This is a genomic window from Arthrobacter sp. zg-Y1171, from assembly GCF_025244845.1.
Classification (GTDB): Bacteria; Actinomycetota; Actinomycetes; order Actinomycetales; family Micrococcaceae; genus Arthrobacter_B.
In genome coordinates, this window is the sequence record NZ_CP104264.1 from 2,636,009 (window position 1) to 2,652,250 (window position 16,242).

Sequence of the window (16,242 nt, forward strand, 5' to 3'; positions counted from 1 at the left end):
CGGCGTCAGCGGCACGGGGCTCCTCCTTAGTCTGCGCGCGGCGGTCTGCGCCTTGCACGGGATCGCTGCTGGTCCCTCGCCCGATCCCTCCGGCACCGGAGCCGGCCAGGTCGGCCGGAGCCGGTGCCGGGATGGCTGATGCCCGGGCCGGTTGGCCGGAGCCGGTGCCGGAGAACAGCCTCTCCCCTGCGCTGCACGCGCCAAGGATCCGCCGGGCCGTCAGTGCGTGCGGTCCTCTTCGGGTCCCTGCATACGGCCCGGACCGTGTGCGTCCGTTCCGGGTCCGGCGTTGCTCCCGGATGCAGGCCCGACTCCATCGGCACCGCCGGTGGTGGAGGGTCCGAAGACCGCCGAGGCACTCCCCTGCGCCGGATACACCGCTGCCGGTGGCGCCGGCGGAGCAAACGCCGTTGCCGAACCCGGCTGAGTGAACCCGGGCACCGGCACCGGAATGGCCGGTGGGGTCCCCTGCGTAGTTTGAACAGTTGGATTCCCCGGGTCATCGGTCCGCACGCGGGTGAGCCGCCAGACGGCCAGGGCGATCAGCCCGATACCCAGCAGGGCCAGGAGCAGGAACGTGTAGCCCCGCAGGTACCAAAGCACCGCCAGCGCTACACCGGCCGCGCCCCACAGGGTGAACAGCCGTCTGCTGGCCAGGAGGCCGAAGGCCAGGAGCCCGGCATGTGCCACCAGCGCCCAGAGCTGTTTTCCACCTCCACCGAAGATGACAGTGGACAGACCGCTGGCGGAAAGAATGACGGCCGAAACCACCAGGACCGCAGTGCCCCGCCGGTCACGTTTGCGAAGGAACTCGTAAGCCGCCAATCCGGCCAGGACGGTGGCCCAGTACTGCAGGGACCAGAATCCGCTGACGTGGCCCAGGACGAGCCAGCCCATCCGCTGCACCGCGAGTGCAGTCACCAGCACGGCAGCCTGCACTGCCGGCTCGCGGAACCGGGCCGGAACCTCCAGGAGTGCCAGCGCCAAGGCAGCAACCACTGTCAGTGCACCGGCTGCGGCGGACGAATCCGGGGCCATTGCCGGTATGGCGGCCAGAGCCGGGATAAGGGCCGAGGCCGAACCCAGGATGCGCCGGCGGAGCTGCGAGGGCGAAATGCTGCCCGCCGCACCACCGGTCCGGGACTCTTCGACCGGACGGACGGGGGTAAGGAGGCGGATGGCTTGGAGAACAGCCGCGGTCCCCCAGAACGGCAGCAGCGAAGCGAAGCCGGTGTCCCCGCTGCCGGCCAGGATCGTGTCGAAGAGTCCCCGGAACAGGACCATCATTCCTACGGTGAGCAGGACCGGCGTCCCAACGGCCAGCCAGGTGAGGCTGCGCGTATAGGAGACCGCCAGGAAGATCACTGCGCCCAGGACGAAGGCAGCAGCCGTCAGGAAGCGGTTGTCTGCGGCCGCGCTGATCGCAAGGACGGTAGAGGTATACCCGATGGCAGTTACCAGCAGTGCCGTACGGGTGGGCTCGTCGAGGGACCGGCCCGCTTCCTCGCACAATGCCGCCGCTGCGAGGACGAGCAGAACCGATCCTGCCGCGCCGGTGGTGAGCAGCGGTTCCGGAATTGGCCCCCGGCTGCTGAACTCCAGCAGGTCGGCGAGGACCAGCCCCAGCACACCCAAAGCGTACGCGGCGGGATAAACAACCCAGGCTGACCTCGGGTGGCCTTCCGCGCGGCGCCGCGTGAACACCGCCGCGGCGGTGATGAGGAGCAGGACCAGGTGCAGCGCAACGACGTCCCGTTGGATTGCCGTTCCGGCAAGGAATCCGTAGGTGATCGGAAGCAGGGCCAGCAATGCGATGCTCAGCCACTGCGACGTTTCCGAGTATCCATGGGCGTCGAGCCGGCGATGCAGCAGGGTGCGGAACAACTGCTGTATCGCCAGAGCCATTGCCCCCGCAATGTACAGACCGTGCATGCCGACGCCGAGGTCGGTGGCTACGAGCACCGTCTGGACCACCAGCAGGCCCTGCACGCCGAGGAGATATAGACCGCGGTTGGGTTCCGAGCGCTTCAGTGCGAGGTGCGCCGAGTAGGCCAGCGCTGCCAGAACCAGTAGTTCGTAGCCGCGCAGCCCCAGTACTCCGGCACCTACGGCCGCGGCAGCGGCGAATCCTGCCAGCGCCGCTGCTTCATACCGGTCGGGAAGCAACAGCGATGTGGCTGCGTTTGCGGCCAGCGCGGTCCAGAGCAACGCCAAGGTCCAGCCGGTCCCGTGTCCCTCGACCCCGCGGGATGCGGCAGTAGCCAGCAGCGCCACCAGTGCGGCGGCGGCGAGGAACTCGGCAGCAAACTTCAGCGGCCTGCCCCTCCGCACCCGGACGACGGCGGCCAATTGGCTGAACACTGCCACGCCGGCGGCGCAGACGACAAGGAACATCAGCATGCCGCTTTGCGCTGCCGGGCCCTGGAGTCCGATATATGCCAGCGGAACTCCTGTTGATGCAGCCAGGCCGCCCCACCGCGCCCATGCTGCAAGCCCCAGGGGTTCCAGCATCCCGGCAAAGATGGCCCGCAGCACCTGTCCGACGGCAATGCCGACTGCCACGGCAGCGAAGACCCGGTGCACGTCCCCGGTCAGGTCGGCCGCCGCCAGCCCGGCCAGGACAACCGCCAGGATGTGGGCAGCCAGGAGGTAGGCACCACGGAGGGGGTTGCTGCGTCCCAGGGCTAGGTATGTGCAGTAGGCAAGGGCTGCCAGCACGAGGATCTCGTACCCCCTGACCCCCAGGACGCCCGCTCCAACGACGGCGGCTGCGGTGAAGCCGGCGGGTGCAGTCAGAGCCGGCCAGCTGCGGCGGAGCAGCAGCGCCGTAAACACGTTGACACCAAGCGCCGTTGCGAGAACGGCCACGGTGGCAACTGCTCCGTTGCCTTCCGCCGCCCGTACGCCGATCTCCATCAGCAGCACCAGTCCTGCTGCGGCGACAGCTCCGACCGAAGCCTTGGTGCCGGGGACACTCCTACTGCCGGTGCCGCCGGCGGTCCCGCGGGAGACTGCGGCAGCGGGCGCCGGCAAACCGGTACCGGCCTCGCCGCGTTCACCGAAGTGCGTCCGTCCCGCCGCCCCAAGTGTGTAGGCACCTTGGGTGAGGACCGCGGACCCGATACCGATGAGCAGCAGGACGACTCCGGTCTCCGACCGTGCCGCCGTGTAGGTAAGGAGGTAATAGAGCGGGGGCAGCGCCGCCAGCACGCTGACGGTTGCCCACAGGAGTGTCTGGGAGAGTCCGAGCCCCCGGAGTTTCCGGTCCAGGAGGACCCGCAGGAGATGCTGGGCAGCCAGGCAGACCGCCATGGCAATGAAGATCCCGTGCACCCCTGCTCCGAGGTCTGCGGCAATCAGGGCAGACAGAGCAGTCAGCTGGGTCTGTCCTGCCGCCAGGTAATAGGTTCGGTGCGTCTTGGGTGCCAGCTTCCAGGCCAGGACGGCACAGTAGCAAAGAGCAGCGGCTGCAAGCAGTTCATAGCCCCTGACGCCAAGGACGCCTGCACCCGTAAGCGCAGCAGCCGCGAAGCCAGCCGGTGCAGCAAGGAGATACCTTCCGGAGGGCCGCAACACGGATGTCAAAACGTTTCCGGCCACAACGGTCCACAGGCCCAGCAAGGTCAACGCCAGCCCCGGCGATTCCTGGAAGCGGAGCAGCAGGGTCAGGACCGCCGCGGCAGCAGCGGCAGCCGTGATGGCGGCACCCGGGAAGCGTTCGGGTTTCGCGCGCCGGGTACGGACAACGGAAACCGCCTGGTTGGCCGTCAGTGCGAGCACCGCGGTGACGAGGCCCCAGGCTCCTGCATTCACGCCGGGTACTCCGGCAAGGGATGCAAGGACAGTCAGGGCCACCAGCAGGACAGCCGCAGCACGTGCGGCGAGGACGAATACCAGGCGTTCCTCCGCGCCGCCCCGCACCGCACGGACCACCAGGTAGGCAGAGAGGACTGCGGTGGCCAGGACGCCCGGCCACAGTGCGTCACCGGGCATCAATGTGTTGGGCACGAAGGCCAGGGCGGCAGGCACCAGGACGGCATACTCGAGCAGTCCGCCCAGCTTCCAGGCAGCGGCCAGATACGTCATCAGGACCACGACGGCGGTTCCGGTGAAGGCAGCGGAACTTCCCGAAGACTCCCATTCGCGAACCACGTACCAGAGTCCGGCTGCCAGTGCGGTGCACGCCTGCAGAACCAGCAGGGCGGCCACATCGACGCGGAAGAACCTGCGTGCAGCCTCTTCGGGGGCAGCCGCCGGTTTCTTTTTGAGGCTGATGGCCGCCGCTGCAGGCCCGGATTCGGCTGCCGGGGCCGGCGGGAACGCGGCGGGAGATGACGGGGCCGGCGGGGCCGGCGGTGCCGACACACCTGCGGGCTTTTCGCCCTGTCCCGCCGCCGTTGCCAGCGGAGCGGACCCCCCTGTTGATCCGGCACCGGCCTCGTGGCGGGAACGCTCGTCGATCTCCCCGTCCAAAGGCAGCCCGGTGCTCCTGGCAGCCACCTGCAGCAGGGCTGCGGCCCCGTACAAGGGGCGGCGTGCCAGGACCCCTGCCGTCTGGACCGCGACCTGCACTGCGAACGCGAGCAACGTCAGCTGGGTGCTGTCCGTAAAGGAATAGAACAGGGACGTAAGTCCCACGGTGCCGGCTGCCCGCAGTCCGTAGCTGTTGACGAGCTGGTTTCGGGCGGGTCCCTGCCAAAGCATGACTGCGTAGTAGAGGGCGAATGTGAGGAACAGGATTCCCAGCTGCGCCGCGCTCAGCTGGCCGGAGATCTGGACGGTGGCTATGGCCGTAGCCGGAACCAGATAGCGGTGGGAGCGGACAAATGCGTCCACATAGAGGTTGTTCAGCCAGCCCGGACGCCGGACCGCCGCGAGGCTGATCAGGGTGGCGATGATGACGGTGAAGAGGAAGTACCAGACAATTCCCCAGCGCAGTGCCGCACCGGAAGCCAGGCCCGAGGACAGCAGGAACGTCAAGGCGAGATAGGTGACTACCCGGCTTTCAATCTTTGCAGCGGCGTAGGCGAACGCCGCGGTTCCAACCACCGAGGTGACAAGCCAGGCTGCAGGCCCGTCCGGAAGCACGAAATTGAACAGGGCGAGTCCGACCACGGGGATCAAGGCCAGGCCAGTACCCGTAAAGGCTACGGCTGCCGGCCGAAGGCGGGCGCTCCTGGCATGGATGACCAGTCCTGAAACGTAGAACAAAGCCGTGACAGCGACAACTCCGAAGAAGCGCGCCTCTGCGGGGATGGCCAGCCCGATGAACAGTGCCGCGGCAGCCACCAGCAGGAGGCTGGCGGAGTAGAGCGTGATGTTGATGTTGCGCAGGTCCCGGCGGCGTTTTTCTTCCTTCAGCTCGGCTTCCGTCTTCACCGGCGGAGCCGGCTTGGGGGGAACCGGCCTGGGCTGGACGGGAACGTTCCGGTTCGGTGCGGCAGGCACGGGGGCGACGGTCGGCGGGTGGCCGCCCGGCACCCCGGCAGGGGGCACAGCCGCTGACGGAGCATGGAACGGAGACGAGGGAACAGTGTAGGAAGAGACATACGAAGCAGTGGGTGCCGGGGCTGCAGCGGGGGCAGGTGCCGCGGCGGCAGCCGGAGCCGGTGTAGCAGCAGGTGCACCGTGGGCAGGTGAAGCAGGAGCCGGTGCGACGGCGGCAGGATCCGAGTCAGCCGAACCCTCCGGAACGTGGATGGTCGCCGGTGGCCGGAACCGCGCAGCTGCATCCCTGAATCCCGCCCGGTAGCCGTCCTCATAGATTTGGGCCGGCGGCGGCAGCGGCCTGCCCTGGCCGTCGAGGGGTCGGGCGGCTTTTTTGCCTGCCGACCGCCCTACGGCGAAACTGGCTGCGGCTGCGGCCAGGAATAAGAGAAAGACCCCCATGAAACTGCTACCTTCCGGTTCGAGTTCGACTGGAGACCATCCTAGGGTGCTGCACCTCACATCCCGGCAACTGTTCGATCCGGTGTGCGTATCTTTCCGTGCGTGGCGCACCCGGGCGCCCTGTGCAGGAACAGTCCCCGCGTGCCCGCGGCCAAGGGGCAGCCGGCCGGTCCCGGTCCGGACCCGGAAGGCGGCCCGGCGACCCCCGGCCGAAATGCGCTCCGCCTGACGATCTGGGCCAAGGGCTGTTCCCGCCCGGATAACGAACTGGTAGCGTCGGCGCACGAGGAGCCAGGGGGAAGGCGCCCACACGAACGGAAAGGGCCTTGCGGCCATGTATCTTTCGGTCCTCGGAACGCACTCCGGCATCACCGGAACGGTGCAGGTTCCCAACTCCAAATACCACGCCCACCGGGCGCTGATCCTGGCTTCCCTGGCTCCGGGCACCAGCCGCATTTCCGGCCTGACCGATGCCCGCCACGTGCAGTACACGGTGGCTGCGCTCCGCCAGCTCGGTACCGGAATAGAGGTGCAGGATGACACCTTTATCGTCCACGGCGGGCCGTACCGTCCACGGCGTGCCGTTGTCTCCGCCGGCAGCTCCGGAACCACGTTGTACTTCATGGCCGGACTCGCCTCGCTGGGGACACGCGACGTCGTCGTCACCGGGCAGAAATACTTCCAGCGCCGTCCCATCGGCGCATTGCTGGCCGCCCTGCGCGAGATGGGCGTCGACATCGCCTCGAGCGACGACTGCCCTCCCCTGCAGGTTGCCCACGGGCGGCCGCGCGGCGGTGAAGTCCATATCTCCGGGACCCTCTCGCAGTGGATTTCCGGACTTCTGCTGCTGGCACCGTTTGCCCGCTCCGAAACCACCGTGGTGGTGGAGGGCCAGCAGAATGAATCCAGCTACGTGGAACTGACCCTCGCCATGATGGCGCGGTTCGGATTGCAGGTGGAGGCCTCCGAGGACCTCAGGCGCTTCCGGATTCCGGCGGACCAGCAGGCCGTCCCCGCGGACCTGCGGCTCCCCCCGGACATCGGGTCGGCGGCCTTCGGAATCGCGGCGGCGGCCCTGCATCCGGCAGATATTTCCCTTACCGGACTCAGCGCCACCTCCTCAACCGGATCCGACCATCCCGAGGCTGACTTCCTTGACCTGGCGGCACAGATGGGAGTGCCGATGGACTACGACCAGGCAACCGACGCGGTGAGGGTCCGCCATCAGGGCCTGGACCTGCAACCCGTAGACGTCGACTGCCGCCGCGTCCCGGACATGCTTCCGGTGCTGTCCGTGATGGCGTGCCTCGCCAAGGGGCGGAGCGTTTTCCGCAACATCGACCATGTGCGGATGAAGGAGTCCGATCGGGTGGCCGCCATGCTGCAGCTGAACTCCATGGGCGCGGACCTCACCGTGGAGGGCTCTACCTTGGTGGTCCGCGGAGTCGGCAGCTTGGACGGGGCCGATCTCTCCTCTTTTAATGACCACCGGGTCCTCATGTCCCTGGCCGTGGCGGCCTCAGCCGCAGAAGGACGCAGCACCCTCACATACCCAAACGCCTACCGCATTTCCTACCCCGAATACCTGGCGGCCATGACCGCTTTCGGGCTGCGCATGAAGGTCGAGGACGGCGTGATCCAGCGTCCCCGCCGCAGCCGGCCGGCCCGGACCGCACGCGGAAGCCGCTCCCGAAGCATTTCCGGACCGGCCGCAGTGGAGGCGGCAGCGTCCGTCACCGGTCCGGACTGGGTACGGCGCTGGGCGGCGGAACGCCCCAACGAAACAGCGGTGGTCGACGGCGGCCCGCGGGTATCCGGGCACCTCACCTGGTCCGAACTCGACACGCAGGCCGACCGCGTCGCCGCAGCACTGCTGGAGCTGGGGGTGCGGCCGGGCGACCGGGTGGCTTTCCAGCTCCCCAACCGAAGCGAGTTCGTTGTCCTCACCGTGGCTGTCCTCCGCCTCGGCGCGGTCGCCGCACCCGTGATGCCGATCTTCCGGGAACGGGAGGTGGCGCTGGCACTGAACCGGGCAGGCGCCCGCGTCTTCGTTGCCGTCGAGGAGTTCCGCGGACGCCGGCCTGCGGAGGAACTGGCCGGGCTCCTGCAGCGCACGGACCGAGCCGATGCGGTGCCCGCCCCCAAGGTGGCGGATGTCCTCGTGCTGTCCAGTGCCGCGCCGCGGCGTCCCCTCCCCTCTGTTGCCGGCGGCCCGCGGTTCCACGACTGGGACGCTGTGCTGAGCCGCGTGAACCCTGCGGCTGTCCTCCGTCCCGGTGCTGCGCCAACCGCCGGGGATCCTGCACAGTTGCTTTTCACCTCCGGCACCTCCGGGGAACCCAAGGGTGTGGTGCACCGTCATGGAACGCTTAGCCGCGCTGCGGCCATGGAAGCGGCGCACCTGGGCCTCACCAGTGATGACGCCGTCTTCATCCCGTCGCCCCTGGCCCACCAGACCGGCTTCCTGTACGGAATGTGGCTCTCGTTCGTCCTCGGCTGCCCGCAGATCCTGCAGCCTGTCTGGGATCCGGAACGGGCCGTGAAACTCATGCGCGGGTGGCGCGCCACCTTCGTCCAGGCAGCCACCCCGTTCCTCACCGACCTGGTTGCCGCCGTAGACGCGGGTACCGCCGCTCCGCCCAGCCTGCGAATCTTCGTTGCCACAGGCGCCGCCGTCCCCCGGCACCTCGCCGAGCGCGCCACACGCGTCCTGGGCGCGGGCATCTGCGGTGCGTTTGGAACCACTGAAACCTGCCTGGCCACCCTGGCGTCTCCCGGGGACGAACCGGTAAAAGTGTGGGGCACCGACGGGCGGGCCCTGGAGGGTGTGCGGGCCCGGATAGTCGACGACGGCGGCCTCCTCCTGCCGCCCGGCGTGGAAGGAAATTTCGAACTTCTCAGTCCCACCGTCTTTGACGGGTACCTTGACCGTCCGGACCTGACCAAGGAAGTCTTTACCGAAGACGGCTGGTACCGCACGGGAGACACCGCCGTCCTCGATGATGCCGGGTACCTGCGCATCACCGGACGGGTTCGCGACATCATCAACCGCGGAGGGGAGAAAATCCCGGTGGCCGAGATCGAGCAGCTGCTCTACCGGCATCCTGCCGTACGGGACGTTGCCGTGGCCGCCATGCCCGATGACCGGCTGGGCGAGCGGGCCTGCGCCTTTGTCGTTCCCGTGGCGGGGATGCGCCCGCAGCTGGGTGATCTCACCGGGTTCCTCGACCGGCACCGCGTCGCCAGGCATTACTGGCCCGAACGCCTCGAGCTGGTTGATGCCCTCCCCCGCAATGCGGTGGGCAAGGTGCAGAAGTTCCTGCTGCGGGACAGGGCCCGCAGCTTCCCCGCCGGCGGCGGACCGCCGAAGCCCGGCACACCGGATCGGAGCAGCCTGTGAGCACTGCAGCCATCGCACCCGACGGACGGGGCAGCAGTATCCCGGACCCTGAATACCGAGAGCTGCTCACGTCCGTTACCGCGTGGGTCGAGGGCCCCGGCGAGTCATGGGCAGACCGCATTGAAACCAGCGGCACCGCACCCGATGCCCTGTGGAAGGAACTCCGCGAGGCCGGCTTCCTTTCCCTGGCGGCACCTGTGGAACTGGGCGGCCGGGGGCTGAGCTTTGTCCAGTGGATGGGGCTGATGGAGGTCTTCTCCCGTTCACACGCTTCGGTCCGCATGATCGTGCACGTGGTCAACGGCACCTGGCGGGCCATGAATCCGCATGCCGACGAGGCGCAGCGAAGGAACTTTGTCCTTCCCTCCGTGGCAGGAGAGCTGCTGGTCGCCTTCACGCTCACGGAACCGGGCAACGGCACGGGAGCGGATATCACCTCGAGTGTCCGGCGGGTCGGCGACACCTACTACCTGACCGGCCGCAAGCATCTGATCACGTTCGGTGTGCGCTGCGACTACTGGCTGCTTTTTGCCCGGCTGGAGGGCAGCTCCGGCAGCGGCGGAACGGTGGCGCTGTTGGTGGACCGGCAGGCGCCCGGCGTCGAAGTGGAAGACACCTCGCAGACCATGGGGGTCCGCGGCACCGACCATGCCTCCCTTGCTTTCAGGGATACTCCGGTCCCCGTCGCCAACCGACTCGGAGCGGAGGGAGACGGACTCGCCGTTGCCCTCGGCGGCTTCCTTACCCCCAGCCGGATCTCCGTGGCGATGAGCTGCGTCGGGCTGGCCCAACGTGCCCAGCAGCTCGCAGTTGCCCATGCCCTGGAGCGGACCACTTTCGGGAAGCCGCTCGCCGCACGGCAGGCCATCGCCTTTGCGCTGGCGGAAAACGCCGCTGATATCGAGGCTGCCCGCGCTTTGACCCTGCACGCAGCTTCGGCCTGGCAGGACGGCGCTCCCGACGCCGGTTCGCTGTCCTCCATGGCCAAGCTGACCGCCGTCGATATGCTCACCCGTGTGACCGACAAGGCCCTGCAGGTCCACGGCGGCATCGGCTACTGGAAGTCCGCACCCATCGAGCGGGTGTACCGCGACGCGCGGGCGCAGCGCTTCGAAGAGGGAACGAATGAGATCCAGAAAACCGTGATCGCCCGCGGTATCTTCCGCCGGGACCAGACACCGGCCGACGCCGCGCTGCCCGTTCCCGGTCCGTCTCCCGGTCCGTCTCCCGATCCGTCCGCGGCTCCTGCCGCCCGTCCCTGACGCCGGCATGCTGGACCGGGTCTTCTCCCCCGTTTCCCTTGGGCCGCTGCATCTGGACCACCGGATCATCATGGGCTCAATGCACCTTAACCGGGAGGATGAACCGCTCGCCCTGGCCGCGTTCTATGCGGAACGGGCGGCCGCCGGAGCCGGGCTGATCGTCACGGGCGGAGCGGCAGTGAACCGCGCCGGCGCCGGCGGGCCCAACTACCTGCTGATCAATGAGCCCGAAGCCGCCGCTCGGGTTTCCCCGATGCTCAGCGCGGTGCACGATGCGGGCGGCAGGCTTGCCCTGCAGCTGTTCCACGCGGGACGCTACGCCCGGGAGGGCACATACGGGCTGCGTCCGGCGGCGCCGTCGGAGGTGTATTCAGGCTTTTCACGGACGCTGCCCCGAGCGCTCACGCCGAAGCAGATCGAAGACACGCTTGCGGACTTCGCCGCGGGTGCCGCTGCCGCCCGCGCCCTGGGCTTCGATGCCGTGGAAATCATGGGGTCCGAGGGTTACCTGATCAACCAGTTCGCCTCGCCCCTGACCAACCTGCGACAGGACCGCTGGGGCGGGGATCCGCAAAGGAGACAGGCTTTTCCGCTGGCGGTGCTGCAGGCTGTCCGGGACGCCGTAGGGCCCGGCTACCCGGTCATCTACCGGACGTCGGGCGCCGACTTCGTCGCCGGGTCGAGCTCCCGGGGGGAATCGGCGGCCCTGGCGGTCGCACTGGCGCGGGAGGGGGCCGATGCCGTCAACATCGGCATCGGCTGGCATGAGTCCAGGGTCCCGTCCGTGCAGGGCATGGTTCCGCATGGCCGCTGGATGGCCATTGCAGGGGAGATCCGTGCGGCCCTGGCGGCTGCGGGAGTTCCCGTGCCCGTCATCGCCGGCAACCGGATCAATTCGCTGGAGCATGCGGAGCGGGCACTGGCCGGCGGGCACGCGGACCTGGTTTCCATGGCCCGTCCCTTCCTCGCCGACCCGGAGATCGTGGCCAAGACCAGGCGCGGAGAGTCGAACCTCGTCAACACCTGCATAGCCTGCAACGAGGCCTGCATCGACCGTTCGCTGGGCACCGAGCCTGTCTCCTGCCTGGTCAACCCGCGGGCCGGCCGCGAAACAGAGTTTCCGCTCCCGCTGCAGCCGCCCCGGCGGCCCGTGAGCACCCCCGCACGGGTTGCCGTGGTGGGTGCCGGCCCGGCGGGGATGCAGGCCGCGGCAACCCTCGCGCTGGCCGGACATCCCGTGGACCTCTATGAACAGGACAGCTACATCGGCGGGCAGTTCCGGCTGGCCGGCAAAGTGCCGGGCAAGGCAGACTTCCTGCAGACAATCCGCTACTTCACCCATGAACTGGCGCGGCTGGGCGTCCGCGTCCTGACCGGCGCCGCCCCCGAAGCCGCGCAGTTGGCCGGCTATTCACACCTGGTGCTGGCCACCGGTGTCCGGCCCCGGACCGTCCGTCTGCCGGGCACCGGCCTGCTCCCTGTGCTGGACTACCGGCAGGCCTTCGCGGACCCGGCCCCGCTGGGCCGCCGTGTGGTCATTGTCGGTGCCGGCGGCATTGCCGTGGACCTTGCACGCCTGCTGGCGGATCCCGGCGTCGCGGGCGGTCCCCGGGACGTGACGATACTGCGCCGGGGAGCCCGAATCGGGCAGGGCATCGGCCCGTCCACACGGTGGGCTGTGCTGCAGGACATCCGGGCTGCCGGCGTCCGGACCCTGGCCGGGACCACGCCGCTGGACGTGACTCCCCTCGGGCTCCGGGTCCGGAACCTTGACGGCACGACGGCGCTCCTGCCGGCTGACGCCGTCGTCCTGGCTGCGGGACAGGTGCCGTACAACCCGCTCCGGTTCCAGCGCGACGCCCGCGGCATGCCCGGTACGGTGATCGGCGGCGCGCTGGACGCCTCGGGCCTCAACGCGGTCCGTGCCTTCGAACAGGGGCTGGCGGCCGGCACCGCCGTGGCGCGCCATCTCGCCCGGCAGAAACCGGAGGACGGGCCCCGGCTTAAAAGCAGCAGGGCCCCGCTGCCATAAGCAACGGGGCCCTGCTAAGAACCGATGAGGTTCAGGCTAAACCATCAAATTACTTGATGATCTTGGTGACGCGGCCTGATCCAACGGTGCGGCCGCCTTCGCGGATAGCGAAGCCGAGGCCCTCTTCCATAGCGATCGGCTGGATGAGCTCAACGGTCATCTCAGTGTTATCGCCGGGCATAACCATTTCAGTGCCCTCGGGGAGGGTGATGACGCCGGTTACGTCCGTGGTACGGAAGTAGAACTGCGGGCGGTAGTTCGAGTAGAACGGGTTGTGGCGTCCGCCTTCATCCTTGGACAGGATGTAGACGTTGGCTTCGAAGTCGGTGTGCGGGGTAATGGAACCCGGCTTCACGACAACCTGGCCACGCTCTACGTCTTCGCGCTTGATACCGCGGAGCAGCAGGCCACAGTTCTCGCCGGCCCATGCTTCGTCAAGCTGCTTGTGGAACATCTCGATACCGGTAACCGTGGTCTTCTGGACCGGACGGATGCCGACGATCTCGACCTCGGAGTTGATGGCGAGGGTACCGCGCTCGGCGCGGCCCGTGACAACGGTTCCACGACCGGTGATCGTGAAGACGTCCTCGATCGGCATCAGGAACGGCTTGTCCTTGTCGCGAACGGGGTCCGGCACGTTGTTGTCAACGGCTTCCATGAGCTCTTCGACGGCTGCAACCCACTTGGGGTCGCCTTCGAGAGCCTTCAGGCCGGAAACGCGGACGACGGGAGCGTTGTCGCCGTCGAAGTCCTGGGAGCTCAGCAGTTCGCGAACTTCCATTTCCACGAGGTCGAGCAGTTCTTCGTCGTCAACCATGTCGGACTTGTTCAGTGCGACCAGCAGGTAGGGAACACCAACCTGGCGGGCGAGCAGGACGTGCTCGCGGGTCTGTGCCATCGGACCGTCGGTAGCGGCAACCACGAGGATTGCGCCGTCCATCTGAGCTGCACCAGTGATCATGTTCTTGATGTAGTCAGCGTGGCCGGGGGCGTCTACGTGTGCGTAGTGGCGCTTCTCGGTCTGGTACTCGATGTGCGAGATGTTGATGGTGATGCCGCGCTGGCGCTCTTCAGGTGCAGAGTCGATAGCAGCGAAATCGCGCTTTTCATTCAGATCAGGGTACTTGTCAGCAAGCACCTTCGAAATGGCAGCGGTCAACGTCGTCTTTCCATGGTCAACGTGACCAATGGTGCCGATGTTGACGTGCGGCTTAGTCCGCTCGAACTTTGCCTTCGCCACGGGTTCCTCCTAGAGAGTTAGAAGACTCAATCTCCAGCCGCGCTTTTCGCAACTGAAACTGATGTAAGTCTACTTGGGGCTGTTTATTTGATGAAATTGCCGATTTCCGCAGCAGCCTCGCAAGGCCGCTCAGTCTGGCTATGCGCCCGGTCCGGGCCGAAGCCCGGACCGGCCGCACACGGTGGGTGGCCCGGCGTGAACCGGTCCACCCTCCAAGTTTTACTCGCCGCGCGTCTTCTGGATGATCTCGTCGGCAACTGCCTTCGGGACCTCGGCGTAGCTGTTGAAGGACATGGAGTACACGGCGCGGCCCTGGGTCTTCGACCGCAGGTCGCCGATGTAGCCGAACATGCCGGACAGCGGGACGTGCGCCCGGATGACCTTTACGCCGGCTGCGTCTTCCATGGACTGCATCTGGCCGCGACGGGAGTTGATGTCACCGATAACTTCACCCATGTATTCCTCAGGGGTGCGGACTTCAACATCCATCAGCGGTTCAAGCAGGACAGGGCTTGCCATACGTGCGGCTTCCTTGAAAGCCTGCCGTCCGGCAATCTTGAACGCCATTTCCGAGGAGTCGACGTCGTGGTACGCGCCGTCAAGCAGCGTAGCCTTGATGCCGACAACCGGGTAACCGGCGAGCACACCGTCAGTAAGCGCGCTCTGGATACCCTGGTCAACGCTGGGGATGTATTCGCGCGGAACGCGACCACCGGTGACCTTGTTCTCGAATTCGTAGAACGTGCCGTCGGACGTATCCAGCGGCTCGATGGCGATCTGGATCTTAGCGAACTGACCCGAACCACCGGTCTGCTTCTTGTGCGTGTAGTCGTGCTTGGCGACTGCACGGCGGATCGTTTCGCGGTAGGCAACCTGGGGCTTGCCCACGTTTGCCTCGACGCGGAACTCGCGGCGCATGCGGTCCACCAGGATGTCCAGGTGGAGCTCGCCCATGCCGGCGATGATGGTCTGGCCGGTGTCTTCGTCGAGGGAGACCTGGAAGGTCGGGTCCTCTTCGGAGAGCTTCTGGATGGCCGTGGAGAGCTTCTCCTGGTCACCCTTGGTCTTCGGCTCGATGGCCACGGAAATCACGGGCTCCGGGAAGCTCATGGATTCCAGCACGATCGGTTCCTGAAGGTCGCACAGGGTATCGCCCGTGGTGGTGTCCTTCAGGCCGATGGCGGCGTAAATGTGGCCCGTCGTGATTTCCTCGACCGGGTTTTCCTTGTTGGCGTGCATCTGGAAGAGCTTTCCGATGCGCTCCTTCTTCTGCTTGGTCGCGTTCATGACCTGGGCGCCGGAAGCAGCGTGACCGGAGTACACGCGGATGTAGGTCAGACGGCCGAAGAACGGGTGCGTCACAACCTTGAATGCCAGAGCCGAGAACGGAGCGTTGGCATCAGCGGCGCGTTCGAGGATGACCTCTTCGTCGCGGATGTCGTGGCCCTTGATGTTCGGGACGTCAAGCGGGCTGGGCAGGTAGTCGACGACGGCGTCCAGCATCGGCTGCACACCGCGGTTCTTGAAGGCAGAGCCGCACAGAACCGGGTAGACCTCGGAGTTGATGGTCAGCTTACGAATGCCGGCCTTCAGCTCGGCAATGCTGATCTCTTCGCCTTCGAGGTACTTGTTCATCAGTTCGTCGCTGGCTTCAGCAACGGTCTCAACGAGCTGTGCGCGGTACTCTTCGGCCTTTTCCTGCAGTTCTGCGGGAATCGGTTCGATTTCGTACTTGGCGCCCATGGTCACGTCACCCTTGGCGTCGCCGCGCCAGGTGAGTGCACGCATTTCGAGGAGGTCAACGACGCCTTCGAATTCGCTTTCGGAGCCGATCGGCAGCTGGAGGACCAGCGGCTTGGCGCCGAGGCGGTTGATGATCGTGTCTACGGTGAAGTAGAAGTCAGCGCCCAGCTTGTCCATCTTGTTGACGAAGCAGATACGCGGAACGTCGTACTTGTCGGCCTGGCGCCAGACAGTCTCGGACTGCGGCTCAACGCCTTCCTTGCCGTCGAAGACAGCAACGGCGCCGTCGAGGACGCGCAGGGACCGCTCAACCTCGACAGTGAAGTCAACGTGACCCGGGGTGTCGATGATGTTGATCTGGTTGTTGTCCCAGTAGCACGTGGTAGCTGCGGAGGTGATGGTGATACCCCGCTCCTGCTCCTGTGCCATCCAGTCCATCGTGGACGCACCGTCGTGGGTCTCGCCGATCTTGTGGTTGACACCCGTGTAGAACAGGATGCGCTCAGTGGTAGTAGTCTTGCCGGCATCAATGTGGGCCATGATGCCGATGTTGCGGACCTTATTCAGGTCGGTAAGCACGTCAAGTGCCACGGTTTCTCCCTTTTTTGGTTGCTTCCGTCAACGGCGCTTATCCGGCTGAAGCCCTGCGGCCCGCAAATGCGGGCCACAGGGCCGT

6 protein-coding genes are annotated in these 16,242 nt (G+C 66.9%); 3 read left to right on the top strand and 3 right to left on the bottom strand.

From position 1 onward, the window contains the following. Positions 1-219: 219 nt before the first annotated feature. Positions 220-5,379, bottom strand: a complete 5,160-nt coding sequence (locus tag N2L00_RS12390) for a hypothetical protein (protein WP_255862639.1) — start codon at positions 5,377-5,379, stop codon at positions 220-222. Positions 5,380-6,223: 844 nt separating this feature from the next. Between N2L00_RS12390 and aroA the strand changes: the two genes are divergently transcribed. The 3 genes from aroA to N2L00_RS12405 are packed head-to-tail and all read left to right on the top strand — an operon-like array spanning position 6,224 to position 12,583. Further along, positions 6,224-9,289 (top strand): 3-phosphoshikimate 1-carboxyvinyltransferase, encoded by a 3,066-nt coding sequence (aroA, locus tag N2L00_RS12395; RefSeq protein ID WP_255862638.1) that lies wholly within the window; start codon positions 6,224-6,226, stop codon positions 9,287-9,289. After that, positions 9,286-10,551, top strand: a complete 1,266-nt coding sequence (locus N2L00_RS12400) for an acyl-CoA dehydrogenase family protein (RefSeq protein WP_255862637.1) — start codon at positions 9,286-9,288, stop codon at positions 10,549-10,551. Before aroA ends, N2L00_RS12400 begins: the two co-directional genes overlap by 4 nt. A 7-nt stretch (positions 10,552-10,558) precedes the next feature. Continuing rightward, complete coding sequence (locus N2L00_RS12405; RefSeq protein WP_255862636.1) at positions 10,559-12,583, top strand: FAD-dependent oxidoreductase; 2,025 nt, start codon at positions 10,559-10,561, stop codon at positions 12,581-12,583. Between the two features lie 49 nt (positions 12,584-12,632). Here N2L00_RS12405 and tuf read toward each other — a convergent pair whose 3' ends face one another. Beyond that, complete coding sequence (gene tuf, locus N2L00_RS12410; protein WP_227918747.1) at positions 12,633-13,823, bottom strand: elongation factor Tu; 1,191 nt, start codon at positions 13,821-13,823, stop codon at positions 12,633-12,635. A gap of 219 nt (positions 13,824-14,042) precedes the next feature. Then, positions 14,043-16,157 (bottom strand): elongation factor G, encoded by a 2,115-nt coding sequence (fusA, locus tag N2L00_RS12415; protein WP_255764885.1) that lies wholly within the window; start codon positions 16,155-16,157, stop codon positions 14,043-14,045. Between the last annotated feature and the right edge of the window lie 85 nt (positions 16,158-16,242).